At 72.8% G+C, this 14,046-nt stretch carries 16 protein-coding genes; 9 read left to right on the top strand and 7 right to left on the bottom strand.

Annotated features, from left to right (window positions below; all coding sequences use genetic code 11):
- Window positions 1-3: 3 nt before the first annotated feature.
- Together ACFYST_RS25320 and ACFYST_RS25315 are read left to right on the top strand one after the other, a co-directional pair.
- The gene (locus ACFYST_RS25320; RefSeq protein WP_387865641.1) at window positions 4-1,236 is read left to right on the top strand and encodes a sensor histidine kinase; all 1,233 of its coding nucleotides are present in this window, start codon (window positions 4-6) and stop codon (window positions 1,234-1,236) included.
- Window positions 1,237-1,303: 67 nt separating this feature from the next.
- The gene (locus ACFYST_RS25315; RefSeq protein ID WP_387865682.1) at window positions 1,304-1,876 is read left to right on the top strand and encodes a response regulator; all 573 of its coding nucleotides are present in this window, start codon (window positions 1,304-1,306) and stop codon (window positions 1,874-1,876) included.
- A 241-nt stretch (window positions 1,877-2,117) separates the two neighbouring features.
- Here the strand turns inward: ACFYST_RS25315 and ACFYST_RS25310 are convergent, their stop codons facing one another.
- Entirely contained in the window at window positions 2,118-2,987 is an 870-nt protein-coding gene (locus tag ACFYST_RS25310; protein ID WP_387637669.1) for a transglutaminase family protein, read from the bottom strand.
- 50 nt (window positions 2,988-3,037) lie between these two features.
- Window positions 3,038-3,949, bottom strand: coding sequence for a GNAT family N-acetyltransferase (locus ACFYST_RS25305; protein ID WP_387865638.1), 912 nt, complete (start codon window positions 3,947-3,949; stop codon window positions 3,038-3,040).
- Between the two features lie 220 nt (window positions 3,950-4,169).
- Between ACFYST_RS25305 and fdxA the strand changes: the two genes are divergently transcribed.
- The gene (fdxA, locus tag ACFYST_RS25300; protein ID WP_350511846.1) at window positions 4,170-4,496 is read left to right on the top strand and encodes a ferredoxin; all 327 of its coding nucleotides are present in this window, start codon (window positions 4,170-4,172) and stop codon (window positions 4,494-4,496) included.
- 17 nt (window positions 4,497-4,513) lie between these two features.
- A complete protein-coding gene (dapC, locus tag ACFYST_RS25295; protein ID WP_387865635.1) occupies window positions 4,514-5,659 on the top strand; it encodes a succinyldiaminopimelate transaminase in 1,146 nt (381 codons plus the stop codon).
- 56 nt (window positions 5,660-5,715) lie between these two features.
- Here the strand turns inward: dapC and ACFYST_RS25290 are convergent, their stop codons facing one another.
- Together ACFYST_RS25290 and ACFYST_RS25285 are read right to left on the bottom strand one after the other, a co-directional pair.
- The gene (locus tag ACFYST_RS25290; protein WP_387865630.1) at window positions 5,716-6,444 is read right to left on the bottom strand and encodes a hypothetical protein; all 729 of its coding nucleotides are present in this window, start codon (window positions 6,442-6,444) and stop codon (window positions 5,716-5,718) included.
- A gap of 347 nt (window positions 6,445-6,791) precedes the next feature.
- The gene (locus tag ACFYST_RS25285) at window positions 6,792-7,745 is read right to left on the bottom strand and encodes a hypothetical protein (RefSeq protein WP_387637658.1); all 954 of its coding nucleotides are present in this window, start codon (window positions 7,743-7,745) and stop codon (window positions 6,792-6,794) included.
- Between the two features lie 156 nt (window positions 7,746-7,901).
- Here ACFYST_RS25285 and dapE point away from each other — a divergent pair, with 156 nt between their 5' ends.
- Window positions 7,902-8,975, top strand: a complete 1,074-nt coding sequence (gene dapE / locus ACFYST_RS25280; protein ID WP_387637655.1) for a succinyl-diaminopimelate desuccinylase — start codon at window positions 7,902-7,904, stop codon at window positions 8,973-8,975.
- An 81-nt stretch (window positions 8,976-9,056) separates the two neighbouring features.
- Entirely contained in the window at window positions 9,057-9,839 is a 783-nt protein-coding gene (locus tag ACFYST_RS25275; protein WP_387637652.1) for a TIGR00730 family Rossman fold protein, read from the top strand.
- A gap of 20 nt (window positions 9,840-9,859) precedes the next feature.
- Here the strand turns inward: ACFYST_RS25275 and folP are convergent, their stop codons facing one another.
- Window positions 9,860-10,672 (bottom strand): dihydropteroate synthase, encoded by an 813-nt coding sequence (folP, locus tag ACFYST_RS25270; RefSeq protein ID WP_387638864.1) that lies wholly within the window; start codon window positions 10,670-10,672, stop codon window positions 9,860-9,862.
- A gap of 207 nt (window positions 10,673-10,879) precedes the next feature.
- Here folP and ACFYST_RS25265 point away from each other — a divergent pair, with 207 nt between their 5' ends.
- Window positions 10,880-11,335: a DivIVA domain-containing protein gene (locus tag ACFYST_RS25265; RefSeq protein ID WP_387865627.1), complete on the top strand. Its 456-nt coding sequence runs from the start codon at window positions 10,880-10,882 to the stop codon at window positions 11,333-11,335.
- On the top strand, window positions 11,332-11,898 hold the full coding sequence (locus tag ACFYST_RS25260) for a DNA-3-methyladenine glycosylase I (RefSeq protein WP_387637647.1): 567 nt from the start codon (window positions 11,332-11,334) through the stop codon (window positions 11,896-11,898). Before ACFYST_RS25265 ends, ACFYST_RS25260 begins: the two co-directional genes overlap by 4 nt.
- A gap of 102 nt (window positions 11,899-12,000) precedes the next feature.
- Here ACFYST_RS25260 and ACFYST_RS25255 read toward each other — a convergent pair whose 3' ends face one another.
- Complete coding sequence (locus tag ACFYST_RS25255) at window positions 12,001-12,801, bottom strand: enoyl-CoA hydratase/isomerase family protein (RefSeq protein WP_387865625.1); 801 nt, start codon at window positions 12,799-12,801, stop codon at window positions 12,001-12,003.
- 292 nt (window positions 12,802-13,093) lie between these two features.
- Between ACFYST_RS25255 and ACFYST_RS25250 the strand changes: the two genes are divergently transcribed.
- The gene (locus ACFYST_RS25250; RefSeq protein WP_014137929.1) at window positions 13,094-13,261 is read left to right on the top strand and encodes a DUF3117 domain-containing protein; all 168 of its coding nucleotides are present in this window, start codon (window positions 13,094-13,096) and stop codon (window positions 13,259-13,261) included.
- 105 nt (window positions 13,262-13,366) lie between these two features.
- Here ACFYST_RS25250 and ACFYST_RS25245 read toward each other — a convergent pair whose 3' ends face one another.
- Window positions 13,367-14,044, bottom strand: a complete 678-nt coding sequence (locus tag ACFYST_RS25245; protein WP_387637642.1) for an O-methyltransferase — start codon at window positions 14,042-14,044, stop codon at window positions 13,367-13,369.
- Window positions 14,045-14,046 lie beyond the last annotated feature (2 nt).

The raw sequence follows: 14,046 nt of genomic DNA, 5'->3' as shown, positions 1-14,046 counted from the left end.
CGCATGCAGACCACCGGCCCGGCCCGCCGCCCCGACAGCCTCGGGGAGGACGGGCCGACCGGCCGGTGGACCACGTACCCGGGCGCGCCCGTCGAAACCCGCCGGCAACTGCTGGTCAAACTGACCTGGACCGCCGTCTGGGCGTTCTACCTGCTGTACCCCGTCCAGGACCTGGCGACCGGCCGGCACACCACCACCGCCACCGCGGCCGGAGCGGCGCTGCTGGTGGTCTTCCTGGCCGCCTACATGTCGCTGGTGGTGATCCGCCATACCCACCGGATCGCCCGATCCCGGCAGTACGTGCCGTTCGCGCTGATCCTCGGCATCGCCATCGGCACCTCGATCGGCCTCGGCGACGCCTGGCTGACCCTGTTCACCTACACCTCGGTCTGCGCCGCCATCGTCCTGCCCGGCCGCACCGCCCTCGGCGGCATCGCCGCCGTCACCGCCGTCTTCGCGGTGATCGGCCTCAGCACCGGCGCCGACCACCGGACCCTGATCGAGATCGGACTGCCCTGCCTGCTGGCCGGCGTCGCCATGTACGGCATGCAGCGCCTCGTCACCACCATGCGCGAACTGCGCGAGGCCCGCACCGCCGTCGCCCACCTCGCCGCCTCCGAGGAACGGCTGCGCCTCGCCCGCGACCTGCACGACCTGCTCGGACACTCGCTCTCGCTGATCGCCATCAAGAGCGAACTCGCCGGCCGCTTCATGGACGCCGAGAAAGCCGCCGAGGCCCGCGCCCAGGTCGGCGACATCGAAAAGGTCGCCCGGCAGTCGCTCACCGACGTCCGCGAAGCCGTCAGCGGCTTCCGCCGCCCCACCCTGGCCGTCGAACTCGCCGCCGCCCGCACCGCTCTGACCGCCAGCCGGATCGAACTCGACGCCGACCCCCGCCTGACCGACGAACGCCCCGGCCTCGGCCCCGAGGAGACCGGCGCCCTCGCCTGGGCCCTGCGCGAAGCCGTCACCAACGTGGTCCGGCACGGCGTCGGCGCCACCCGCTGCTCCGTCCACCTCGACGAGACCTGGGAGGACGACGGCCGCCACGCCGTCCTGGAAGTCGTCGACAACGGCCCCGGCCCCGGCAAGTCCCACCCCGGCAACGGCCTCTCCGGCCTCCGCGAACGCCTCGAACAGGTCGGCGGCCACCTCGACGCCGGCCCCGCCAACCGCGGCAAGGGCTTCCGGCTGCGCGCCCTCGTCCCCCTGCGACCCGGCCCCAGCGGGGAATAGGCTGCGCCCCGTGACGGACCGAACCGGCGACCAGCAAGTACGCGTACTCCTGGCGGAAGACCAGAGCATGGTGCGGGAGGCCCTCGCCGCACTCCTCTCCCTGGAGGACGACCTCGACGTCGTCGCCCAGGTCGCCCGCGGCGACGAGGTCGCGGCCGCAGTGACGGAACACCGGATCGACGTCGCCGTCCTCGACATCGAGATGCCCGGCATGACCGGCATCGACGCCTGCGCCGAGATCCGCCGCGTCCACCCCCGCACCAAGGTCGTCATCGCCACCACCTTCGGCCGCCCCGGCTACCTCCGCCGCGCCATGGAATCCGGCGCCGACGCGTTCCTGGTCAAGGACGCGCCGGCCGCGGAACTCGCCGAGGCGATCCGGCGCGTCCTGCGCGGCGAGAAGGTCATCGACCCCACCCTGGCCGCCGCCGCACTCGCGGAAGGCGCGAACCCCCTCACGGGACGCGAACGCGACGTGCTGGCCGCGGCGGCGGACGGCTCCGTCAACGCGGACATCGCGGCCCGGCTGCACCTCTCCGAGGGGACGGTGCGGAACTACCTGTCGATGGCGATCCAGAAGACCTCGGCGCGCAACCGCGCGGAGGCGGTACGGGTCGCCCGCGAAAAGGGCTGGCTGTAACAGGATGAGGTGAACCACCAGGGGCGCGGGGAGACTTGCGCGAGCAGGCGGGTGCGAAAACAGGGGCGCTGGGGGTACCCCCAGGCGAAGCCGAGGGGGCGGAACTGCACGACCAGCGCAGACCACGTCCCCAAGGTCGCGATCAAGTGCAGGTCATTGTCCTGCGTCGCGATCTTGCGGACGGGGTGCCTCCCGCCTCGCGCAGTTCCCCGCGCCCCCGGTTTCGCACCCTCTCGCGCCCTCAGTTCAGCCGGTGCCGCGCCGATTTGGCCTCATCGCGGACGCGCCTCGCGCTGTCCGGGTCGAACGCGTCCAGGATCTCCGCGTACGAGTCCATCTCCGCGGCCCCGCCCAGGAAATCGCCGGTCTTGACCAGCAACTCGGCGCGCTCCAGCCGGAGTTGTGCGGGGTGGCGGGGGAGGAGCAGGGCGAGTTCCGCGGCCCAGAGCTGGGTGCGGGCGTGTTCGGGGCGTTCGGCGGCCCAGTGGCGGATGTTGCCGAGGACGCGCAGGACGGTGTCGAGCGGCTGGGCGGGGGTGAGCAGTTCGGGGGTGTAGGGGTGGCCGGACGCGGCGACCAGGCGTTCGACGTCGGGGATGTCGAGCAGGCGGCCGCCGTGGAAGGGGTCGGCGAGGACGTAGTCGTCGCTCCCGTCGGGCCCGCCGACCGCGACGATGAAGTGGCCGGGCAGGGCGATGCCGTGAACGGTCAGGCCGGCCCGGGCGGCGACCGCCGACCAGACCAGGGAGAGCATGATCGGCAGCCCGCGGCGGCGACGGAGCACCTCGGGGAGGAGGGAGGACTCCAGCCGCCGGTAATCGGACTGGCGGCCGTGGAAGCGTTCCCGGCCGCCGAGCACCGCCGCGAGGAGCGCGGCGGTCTCCTCGGGGCCGCGCGGGCGGCGTTCGGCGACGGCCTCGCGGATGGCGGCGGCGTGCCGGTCCAGGGCGGTCTGGCAGGCGCTCAGGACGGCGTCGAGGTCGGGCGGTTCGGCGCTGTCGCCGGGGTCGCCGAGGGTGTGCTCGGCGGCGGCGAGCAGGCACAGCAGCACCGGGTCGGGGTTGTCGGCCCGGGCCTCGGCTCGGAAGCGGGTTCTGCTCTGCTCGGTCACTGCGGCCTTCGGTTCAGCAGCGGTTCGTGGCTCGGTTCAGGTGGTGCACGCTACCGCTGGGGAAGGCGCGCGTAATGGTAAGTGTGACTGGTCGTGAAGCCCCGGTGGTCGTAGAGCGCCTGAGCGCCGTGGTTGTCGGCCTCGACCTGCAGGTAGGCGCCGGTGGCGCCCTCTTCGGCGGCACGCGCGGCGAGTACCGCCATCACGGTGGTGGCCAGGCCGCTGCGGCGGGCGGCCGGGACGACCTCGATCGCGGAGAACCCGGCCCAGTCGCCGTCCACCGCCATCCGGCCGATCGCGAGCGGGGTGCCGTCGGGGCCGGGCACGTGGGCGAACCAGACCGACGGCCCGCCGTGCAGGACGGCGCTGGCGGCGGCCTCCAGGGCGGGGTCGTCGCCCACCCGGCGGTACAGCGAGAGCCAGTCGCGGTCGGCCGTGCGGGACAGCCGGACCTGCCGCCAGCTGTCCGGTGCGGCAGCCCTGGTCAGTCCGCCGAGCCGGGCCTCGCGGACCGTGGTCGGGGCCAGCCGGTCGCCCAGCCCGTCGAGTTCGGGCGGCGAGGCGCCGTCCACCACCTCGACGAGTGCGGGCAGGCCGCGGGCCGCGTACCAGTCGCGGACCAGGTCCAGCGCCTCGTCCAGCGGCAGGCCGGGGTCGCCGATCGCCTGCACCGAGTTGGCGCGCTTGGTGAAACCGGCGGAGGCGCGCAGCACCCAGTCGCCGAGCCGCTGCTGTTCGACGGCGGGCCAGCCGCGCGCCGCGGTCCGCTGGAGTTCGGCCGGAGTGACGCCGGGCACCGGGACGTTCCGGGCGGGGAACGGCGGCACCGGCTTGCCCGCGACCAGCAGATCTGCGGCGAAACGCGCCGACACGCCGTGCCGGGACTCGATCGTCAACCCGTCGCCGTCCCAGGAAGTGAGCACGCCGATCACATCGCGGAACACCGGCCGTCCGTCCGCCACGCCGTCAGCACGCCGCGCCGAGACGCGTCTTCCCACGTCAGACGGGTCTATCCGGACCTCCGGACGGGCCTCCAGCGGTACTCCGCCGACCATCAACCGCACCTCCTGTGCATTTGCGTCCCCCGACCCGCGATACTAGGGGCGGGCATCGACGACGCCGCGCGCACCGCGCGACCGAGTAAACAGTAGGGCGGCAGCCCTTCCGAGGAGGAACGACAGCGTGACCTACGTCATCGCGCAGCCTTGTGTCGACGTGAAGGACAAGGCGTGCATCGAGGAGTGCCCCGTCGACTGCATCTATGAGGGTTCGCGTTCCCTCTACATCCACCCGGATGAGTGTGTGGACTGCGGTGCGTGCGAGCCGGTGTGCCCCGTCGAGGCGATCTTCTACGAGGACGACACTCCGGAGGAGTGGAAGGACTACTACAAGGCGAACGTCGAGTTCTTCGACGACCTGGGCTCGCCCGGCGGCGCCTCCAAGCTCGGCCTGATCGAGCGTGACCACCCGTTCATCGCGGCCCTGCCCCCGCAGAACGCCGACCACTGATCGGTGGCATCCACGCTGTGAGCACCAACGACAGCACGCACGCGCCGTTCCCGGGACACCCGGGGGCGGCGCGCCGCGTATCCGACCGCCTGCCGGTCTTCCCGTGGGACAAGCTCGAACCGTACAAGCGCACCGCCGAGAGCCACCCGGACGGGCTGTGCGACTTCTCCGTCGGCACCCCCGTGGACCCGGTGCCGGAGCTGATCCAGCAGGCCCTGGCCGCGCACACCGACACGCCCGGCTACCCGACCGTGTGGGGCCCGCTGGCCCTGCGCGAGGCGATCGCCGGCTGGCTGAACCGCCGGGTCGGCGCCGAGATCGGCCCCGCTGCGGTGCTGCCCACCGTCGGTTCCAAGGAACTGGTGGCGTGGCTGCCCGGCCAGCTCGGCCTCGGCCCCGGCGACCAGGTCGCCTACCCGAAGCTCGCCTACCCCACCTACGAGGTCGGCGCGCTGCTCTGCGGCGCCGAGCCGGTCGCGTACGGGGACATCGACGAGCTGGACGGCAGCAAGGTCCGGCTGCTCTGGCTGAACTCGCCGTCCAACCCGACCGGACGGGTGCTCGGCACCGACGAGCTGCGTCGCGCCGTCGAGTGGGCCCGGGAGCACCGGGTGCTGCTGGTCAGCGACGAGTGCTACCTCGAACTCGGCTGGGAGGCCGAGCCGGTGTCGGTGCTGCACCCGTCGGTGTGCGGCGGCTCGCACGAGGGGCTGCTCACCGTCCACTCGCTGTCCAAGCGCTCCAACCTCGCCGGGTACCGGGCCTCGTTCGTGGCCGGCGACCCGGTGGTGGTCCGTGAGCTGCTGGAGATCCGCAAGCACGGCGGCATGATCGTGCCCGCGCCGGTGCAGGCGGCCACCGCGGCCGCGCTCGCCGACGACGCGCACGTCGCCGAGCAGCGGGAGCGGTACGCGAAGCGGCGCGGCGCGCTGCGGGCCGCGCTGGAGGCGTACGGGTTCCGGATCGAGCACTCCGAGGCGAGCCTGTACCTGTGGGCGACCCAGGACCGGCCGTGCTGGGAGACCGTGGCCGAACTCGCCGAGCTGGGCATCCTGGTGGCCCCCGGCGACTTCTACGGCCCGGCTGGCGACCGCTTCGTGCGGGTGGCGTTCACCGCCACCGACGAGCGGGTGGCCGCCGCCGTGGAGCGGCTCAAGCGCTAGGCGCGTGGAAGGGGCGGAGCCGGTCGGCTCCGCCCCTTCGGCGTTCGTGCGACGGATCAGCCTGCGAGGTGGCTGCCGCCCGCACCGCCCAGCCCGCCGAGCAGCCCGCCCAGCGGGGTGGCGCCCAGCAGGCCGCTCAGCGGGTTGTTGGTGCCGCCCATCGGGGGCATCCCGCCCAGGCGGTTGGCGGACTCGTGCTCGGCCAGGCCCGCGACGGCGCCGGTGACCGGCAGCGACTGGACGGCGCCGAGGACCGGGGCGAGCTTCTCGGCGGCCGGCAGGCTCTGCGCCAGGCGGTCCACCGGCAGGTTCTTGGCGACGGTGCCGAGCGGGGTGGCGGTGGCCTTGCGGGCGGCCGGGAGGACCTTGTCGGTGACCGCGGGGCCGACCTTCTGCTCGACGGCCGGGACGACCCGGTCGGACAGCGTGCCGAGCGCACCGGTCAGCTGGTCGGCGTGGGCGGCCGGGCCGAGGTGGCCGAGCGCCTCGTCGGTGGAGGGCAGGGCGTGCGACACGGTGCTGCCGGCCGCGTCACCGACGGCCGGACCGCCCGCCGCGAGGGCCGCGGAGCCGGTGGTGCCGACCATGTGGCCGAGCTCGTGGCTCGCCCCCTGCACCGTGTCGCCCGAGTTGGGGACGTTGGCCAGCTTGGTCACTCCGGCGCCCAGGTCGGTCTGCGGGACCACCTCGGAGGCGGAGGCGGCACCCGCGGCCGCGAGCGGCGCCGCGGTTGCGGCGACGAGCAGCGCGGCCTGGGCGAGCCGGCGCGTGAGGGGGAGGGACATGGTGCTCCTAAGAGGTGAGGTCTACGGTCCGCCGGGCGGACGGCCGGTACGGCTGTCCGCCCGGCGGGCGACGTGTATGACCGCAAGAGCACCGGGAAGGTTTCGGCCGGTCAAGGTCAAGGGTTGGTAAAGATCGGACGATCCGCTTTCCGGCAAACCGGGTGGATCGTCCACGATGCGACGGCTGAAGAATCGTCACTTCCCTTGGCGGGCACGGAAACCCTCGTCCGCGTCCCGGACCGGCGTGTCGGCGGTTCGCCGACTGCCGTGCCGTCAGCGGGAGTTGACGCGAATCACCCGGTGGGCCGTCACCCGGGCATTTGTGCGTCAACGCACCGCCGGCGCCGTCACTTCTTCTTCGGCGGCGCGCCCAGCGTCACCAGCACCCGGTCCGTCGGGGCGGTCGGCAGCGGCTTCCAGCCGTCGTTGGGCCGGTCCACCCGCCACACCTTGCCGTCGTAGGCGACCTGCCCGATGCCCAGGTCCGCCGCCCGGGCCACCGACCACTGGGCCAGCGCCCAGCCGGTCTGCTGGGTGCCGCCCGCGCTCGCGGTGCTCGCGGTGGGCTGCGGGGTGAAGGCCAGCACCTCGCGCGGGTCCTTGGCTGCCTTGTCGGCGGTCGCCACCGTCACCGCCTTGCCGAACTCCCGGCGCACCCGGTCGGACACGCCGGTGGCCGGCGGGGCCGCCGCGTCCGGCTGCGGAAGCTCGTGCACCACGCAGTTCAGCGCCGCCGGCTCGCGGCCCATCAGCACGGTGGCCAGCAGCGTCGCGTTGTTCTCGTGCTTGGCGTACGCCTGCGGGTAGCCGCTGCGCTGCACCTGCTGGGCGGCGTCGGTCAGCGGCATCTGCGCGTAGCCGTTCACCTTCACCAGCGCGTCCAGGAACTTGTTGGTCGCGTACACCGGGTCCATGATCTGCTCGACGGTGCCCCAACCCTGCGACGGGCGCTGCTGGAACAGGCCCACCGAGTCCCGGTCGCCGCCCTCCAGGTTGCGCAGCTTGGACTCCTGTATGGCGGTCGCCAGCGCGATCGTCACCGCCCGCTCGGGCAGGCCGCGGGACATCGCCACCGCCGTGATGGTCGCCGCGTTCGCCGCCGCGCCCAGCTCCATCGACCCGGAACCGGACGTGGCGGTGACCTTGCAGCCCTCGTCCGGGACGGTGATCTTCTCGCGGTTCAGCCACACCACCAGGCCGCCGACCACCGCAAGTGCCAGCACCCCCACCAGGATTCGCCGCCACGGCCGCCGACGGCGCTCCTCGGCGCCACCCTCCGAATACTCGGCGTCTGTGGCCACCGTGGCCCCTCTCCTCGTCGTCCGTCGTCCACGCAGCGGTCCGCTTTCCGATTCCGCGCCGTCCGCGGACACCGTAACCGTTCGGACGGTCGTACGGGTCCGCGCGGTTGCGTGCCAGGCCCCGGGGCCGCCCGGCCGCTCGGTAGGGTGGCCGCCATGAGCAGCCCGAACGAGCCCCTCGACCTGACCCTCGACGGCGGCACGCTGACCGCCCGCCTCGTCGACTTCCCGTCCGTCAGCGGCGAGGAGACCGCCCTCGCTGACGCGGTCGAGGCCGCGCTCCGGGCCTACCCGCACCTCACCGTCGACCGGTTCGGCAACAACGTGGTCGCCCGCACCCACCTCGGCCGGGCCGCGCGGGTGGTGCTCGCCGGACACCTGGACACCGTCCCGATCGCCGACAACGTGCCCTCGCACGTCGAGGGCGACCTGCTCTACGGCTGCGGCACGTCCGACATGAAGTCCGGCGTCGCGGTCCAACTCCGGCTCGCCGCAACGGTGGAGGAGCCCAACCACGACGTCACCTACGTGTTCTACGACAACGAGGAGGTGGAGGCCGAGCGCAACGGCCTCGGCCACCTGTTCGCCACCCACCCCGACTGGCTGGCGGCCGACTTCGCGGTCCTGATGGAACCCAGCGGCGCCGTCGTCGAGGGCGGCTGCCAGGGCAGCCTGCGCGCCGACATCACGCTCACCGGCGTGCGCGCCCACGCCGCGCGCAGCTGGCTCGGCGACAACGCCATCCACAAGGCCGCCGAAGTGCTGCGCCGGCTGGTCGAGTACAAGCCCCGACGGGTCGTCATCGACGGCCTGGAGTACCGCGAGGGCCTGAACGCCACCCGGATCGACGGCGGCGTCGCCGGGAACGTCATCCCCGACGAGTGCCGGATCCACGTCGCCTTCCGGTTCGCCCCCGACCGCAGCCTGGAGCAGGCCGAGGACCACCTGCGGGAGGTCTTCGACGGCTACCAGCTGGACATCGTGGACGCCTCCCCTGCCGCTCTCCCCGGTCTCTCCCAGCCCGCCGCACAGGCCTTCCTGGCCGCCGTCGGCGGCGAGCCGCGGGCCAAGTTCGGCTGGACCGACGTCGCCCGGTTCTCCGCGCACGGCGTCCCCGCGGTCAACTACGGCCCCGGCGACCCGAATCTGGCACACAAGCGCGAGGAGCACTGCTCGCTGACCGCGATCGCCGAGGTCGAGGCCCGCCTGCGGGCCTGGCTCACCGCGTAGCCGCCGCACGGCCTTTGGCGGACGGGCAGCCGTTTCCCGTTGTTCCTCGGAAAGTTGCCTTGTCAGGCGTAGGGTTTCGTCATGACAGCCAACGGAGATGAACCCGTCCGCAGGGCCAGGAAGCCGTGGCCCGAGAAGCGCAAGGGCCCGGTGCTGCTGCGGCGGGACCAGGTCGAGACGAAAACGACGGACCAGGCCCTGCTGGACACCACCGGGCCGACCGACTGGTTGCACACCGACCCGTGGCGGGTGCTGCGGATCACCTCGGAGTTCGTCGAAGGCTTCGGCGCGCTCGCCAAACTGCCCACCGCCATCAGCGTGTTCGGCTCCGCCCGGACGCAGGTCGGCTCGCCCGAGTACCAGACCGGCGTGGAGATCGGGCGGGCCCTCGCTGAGGCCGGCTACGCGGTGATCACCGGCGGCGGCCCCGGTGCGATGGAGGCCGCCAACAAGGGCGCCGTCGAGGCCGACGGGCTGAGCGTCGGCCTCGGCATCGAGCTGCCCTTCGAGCAGGGCCTGAACGAGTACGTCGACCTGGGCCTGAACTTCCGCTACTTCTTCGTCCGCAAGACGATGTTCGTGAAGTACTCCCAGGGCTTCGTGGTGCTCCCCGGCGGACTCGGCACCCTGGACGAGCTGTTCGAGGCGCTCACCCTGGTGCAGACCCACAAGGTCACCCGGTTCCCGGTGATCCTGTTCGGCAGCGCCTACTGGGGCGGGCTGGTGGAGTGGTTGAAGTCCACCCTGGTCGCCCAGGGCAAGGCCAACCCCGAGGACCTCGAACTGTTCCACGTCACCGACGACGTCGCCGAGGTGCTGAAGGTCCTGGAAGAGGCCCGCAAGCCGCAGGGCACGCCCGCCTGATCGAGGCGGACGGATAGGTCCTAGGCGAGCCCCCGGCGGGCGACCGCCGGGGGACGGGTGCCGCGGATCGACGCCACCATGTCCAGCACCTGACGGGTCTCCGCGACCTGGTGCACCCGATAGACCTGCGCGCCCAGCCAGGCGGAGACGGCGGTGGTGGCCAGGGTGCCGAGCAGCCGCTCGTCCACCGGCTTGTCGAGCGTCTCGCCGACGAAGTCCTTGTTCGACAGCGACACCAGCACCGGGAACCCGGTCGCCGTCATCTCCGGCAGCCGGCGGGTCGCCTCCAGCGAGTGCCGGGTGTTCTTCCCGAAGTCGTGCCCCGGGTCGATGATCAACCCGTCGCGGCGCACCCCGAGTTCGATCGCCCGCTCGGCCAGCCCGACGGTCACCCGCAGGATGTCCGCCATCACGTCCTCGTACCCCACCCGGTGCGGACGGGTGCGCGGCTCCGCGCCGCCCGCGTGCGTGCACACCAGGCCCGCGCCGTACCGGGCCGCGACCTCGGCGAGCTTCGGGTCGAAGCCGCCCCAGGCGTCGTTCAGCAGGTCCGCACCGACCTCGCAGACCGCCTCGCCGACCTCGTGCCGCCAGGTGTCCACGCTGATCACCGCGTCCGGGTGGCGCTTGCGCAGCTCCGCCACGAACGGCACCGTGCGCCGCAACTCCTCCTCGACGGTGACTTCTTCGCCCGGCCCGGCCTTCACCCCGCCGATGTCCAGGATCGCCGCGCCCTCGGCCATCGCCCGGTCCGCCGCGGCGAACGCGGCCTCGTCGGCGAAGGTCGCCCCCCGGTCGAAGAACGAGTCCGGGGTGCGGTTGACGATCGCCATGACGACCAGCTCGTCCGGGCCGAACTCCCTTGTGCCGAGGCGTAGTGCCACCGTTGTCTCCTCCTCAGCGCTCCCGGGTGCAATGATGGGCCCCGGCCTGTACCGGACCATGATCCCACCTGATCCTGAGCACGGGCCGAAGCCGACCGTAACTGCCGGGCCGGAACTGCCGGAGCCGGAACTGCCGGGGACTGACGGAGGACGCTCGTGTTCTGGGTGATCGTGGTTGCGATGGCCGTGGTGGTCGGCGGTGCCGCGCTGGTGGCACTCGGCGGCGGCGGATCCCTCCCCGAGGCGGAGCACGACCGCCTCACCGCACGCCTCCCGCAGGACCGCCCGCTCAGCCGCACCGACGTCGACGACCTGCGCCTGCCGATGGCGCTGCGCGGCTACCGGATGGACGAGGTCGACGACGTCCTCGACCGCCTCGGCGCCGAACTCGCCCTCCGGGACGCGAAGATCGCCGAACTGGAGGCCGTCGGCGCGGTGCGCGGCTCGGTCGAGGCGACGGGCGGCGCGTCCGGCGAGCCGCTGCCCGGGCTGGAGTCGTTCACGGCCGTGCTGGAGAAGAAGCCCCTCTCCGAGGGCCCTGCCGACGCCGCTTCCGAGAAGTCAGAGAAGTCCGAGAAGTCCGAGAAGTTCGAGAAGGGTGACCACTCGTGACCGGTGCCGTGCTCGGTGAGGACGGGCTGCTGCGCTGCGGATGGGGCGACTCGTCCGACGACTACCGGGTCTACCACGACACCGAGTGGGGCCGTCCGGTCCACGGTGACCAGGCGCTGTTCGAGCGGATCTCGCTGGAGGCGTTCCAGTCCGGGCTGTCCTGGATCACCATCCTGCGGCGCCGCGAAGGCTTCCGGGCGGCGTTCCGGGACTTCTCGATCGCCGAGGTCGCGGAGTTCGGGGACGACGACGTGGAACGGCTGCTGGCCGACACCGGAATCATCCGCAACCGCGCGAAGATCGTCGCCACCATCGCCAACGCCCGCGCCGCACGTGAACTCGACGGCGAGCTGGACGCGTTGGTCTGGAGCCACGCCGGGGACCCGGCCCGGCCGGCGCCGAAGACGCTGGCGGAGGTGCCGGCCGTGACGGCGGAGTCGACGGCGCTGGCGAAGGCGCTGAAGAAGAACGGGTTCCGGTTCGTGGGGCCGACGACGGCGTATGCGCTGATGCAGGCGTGCGGGCTGGTGAACGACCACCTGGCCGACTGCCACGCGCGGTAGTCCGCCCGAGCAGCCACGGCTCGCCGTCCACGGACCTTACCGAGGGCGCCGTTCCCCTTCGCACAGTTCCCCGCGCCCCTGACGGGGCGCGGGGGCTGAGAGCTACTTGCCCACGAAGGCGGGCTTTTCCTTGGCCACGAACGCATCGACCGCGATGCGGTGGTCCTCGCTGTTGCCGGCCATGGTCTGCAACTCCTCCTCCTTGTCGAGGAGTTCGTCCAGCGAGTGGGACGCGCCGTACGCCAGCGACTCCTTGATCGCGCCGTAGGCGACGGTCGGGCCGCTCGCCAGGGTGAGGGCGAACTCGTGGGCGGTGGCGGCGAGTTCGGCGGCGGGGACGACGCGGGTGGCGAGGCCGAGGGTGAGGGCCTCGTCGGCGCGGACGGTGCGGGGGAGCATCAGGAGTTCGGTGGCGCGGGCGTGGCCGACCAGGCGGGGGAGGGTCCAGGAGGCGCCGGAGTCGGTGGTGAGGGCGACGCCGGCGAAGGAGGTGTTGAAGCCGGCGGTGTCGGCGACGATCCGGAAGTCGCAGGCGAAGGCGAGCGAGGCGCCGGCGCCGGCCGTGATGCCGTTGACGGCGGCGACGGTGGGCTTGCGCATCCCGGCGAGGGCGCGGACCAGCGGGTTGTAGTGCTCGGCGACGGTGCGCAGCGCGCTCTCGCCGGTCTCCTGCTGGTGGTGCAGCAGTCCGAGGTGTTCCTTGAGGTCCTGTCCGACGCAGAAGGCCTTCTGGCCGGCGCCGGTGAGCAGCACGGCCCGCACGTCGGGGTCGGTCGCGGCGGTGGTGACGGCGTCCCGGAGGGCGACCTTGGTGGCGACGTCGAGGGCGTTCATGGCGTCGGCGCGGTCGATGGTGAGGACGGCGAGGGCGCCGTCGCGGTGGTAGCGCACGGTGTCGGACATCGGTGAGGGCTCCCGGGTCGCGGTGGGCTGTCGTGGGCACAGCATGCCGGAGTGCGGCCGGGTGGGGGAGTGTGAGGTGGCGCACCCCTGGCGGGCGTGTCGGAGTGCGGCGGGATGCGGCTTCCGGCCGGTAATCGGCGCTTTGGTGCGGGTTCGGGAGGCTTGGCGGAGAGAGTGATGTTGGTCATCGAGCGGTCGCATGCGGGATAATGGCTTCCGATCAATGCGTTCGATACCGGCGGTGGACGGACTGCCGGTGCGTACCTGAACGGTTGCAGGAAGGGGAACGAGCATGGCGGCCATGAAGCCGCGGACGGGTGACGGCCCGCTGGAGGTAACCAAGGAGGGGCGGGGCATCATCATGCGAGTTCCGCTCGAAGGGGGCGGGCGCCTGGTGGTGGAGCTGACGCCGGACGAGGCGGACGCTCTGGGCGAGGCTCTGAAGAAGGCCTGCGGCTGACCCGAGCGGGTACTGCCACTCGCACGTCCCGGGCGCTCCGGGAGTGTTCGACGGGCCCGGTCCCCCGGTGCGGGGAGCGGGCCCGTTCCGCGTGTCCGGGCGGGTTCAGCGTTTGACGGCGCAGAGCAGGCCGTCGCTGACCGGGAGCAGCGCGGGCAGCAGGGTGTCGCCCTGTTCCCGGATGTCGGCGACCAGGTCGCGAACCGCGCGGGTCTGCGGGTCGTCGGCCTCGGGTTCGGCGAGCCGGCCCTCCTGGAAGACGCCCTCGAAGCAGACCACGCCGCGCGGCCGGAGCAGCCGCATCGCCTCGGTGAGGTGGAAGCCGGAGTCGGCAGGGTCGCCGTCGCAGAACACCAGGTCGTACTGCCCGTCGGCGAGCCGGGGCAGCACGTCGCGGGCCCGGCCGGGGATGAAGCGGGCCCGGTTGGCGGCGAATCCGGCGGCCAGGTACGCCTCGCGGGCGTACTGCTGGCGGACGGGTTCGGAGTCGACGGTGGTGAGCACGCCGTCGGGCCGCATGCCGCGCAACAGGTAGACGCCGGAGACGCCGGTGCCGGTTCCGATCTCGACCACCGCCTTGGCGTCGAGCGCGGCGGCCAGCAGGCGCAGGGCCGCACCGCCGCTGGGTTCGATCGCGCGTATGCCGGTGCGGGCCGACTGGGCCCGGGCGTAGGTCAGCACCGCGTCCTCGCCGACGTAGGTGTCGGCGAGGGCCACTCGCTGGGGCCCGAACTCGGTGATGGCTGCCTCTTCCGGAGCGCCGATGTCGATGGAAGTCGACAAAT

The sequence above is a fragment of the Kitasatospora sp. NPDC004614 genome, from assembly GCF_042873675.1.
Classification (GTDB): Bacteria; Actinomycetota; Actinomycetes; order Streptomycetales; family Streptomycetaceae; genus Kitasatospora.
Note: the sequence above shows the minus strand (reverse complement) of the source record. Positions and strands in the feature narration are given on the sequence as shown.

Bases quoted from the DNA above. Each gene is read 5' to 3' on its own strand.
- ACFYST_RS25320 (WP_387865641.1), top strand. From the start codon at position 4: ATGCAGACCACCGGCCCGGCCCGCCGCCCCGACAGCCTCGGGGAGGAC.
- ACFYST_RS25315 (WP_387865682.1), top strand. From the start codon at position 1,304: ATGGTGCGGGAGGCCCTCGCCGCACTCCTCTCCCTGGAGGACGACCTC.
- ACFYST_RS25290 (WP_387865630.1), bottom strand. From the start codon at position 6,444: ATGTCCCTCCCCCTCACGCGCCGGCTCGCCCAGGCCGCGCTGCTCGTC.
- dapE (WP_387637655.1), top strand. From the start codon at position 7,902: ATGAGCAGCCCGAACGAGCCCCTCGACCTGACCCTCGACGGCGGCACG.
- ACFYST_RS25275 (WP_387637652.1), top strand. From the start codon at position 9,057: ATGACAGCCAACGGAGATGAACCCGTCCGCAGGGCCAGGAAGCCGTGG.
- folP (WP_387638864.1), bottom strand. From the start codon at position 10,672: ATGGCGATCGTCAACCGCACCCCGGACTCGTTCTTCGACCGGGGGGCG.
- ACFYST_RS25255 (WP_387865625.1), bottom strand. From the start codon at position 12,801: ATGTCCGACACCGTGCGCTACCACCGCGACGGCGCCCTCGCCGTCCTC.
- ACFYST_RS25250 (WP_014137929.1), top strand. From the start codon at position 13,094: ATGGCGGCCATGAAGCCGCGGACGGGTGACGGCCCGCTGGAGGTAACC.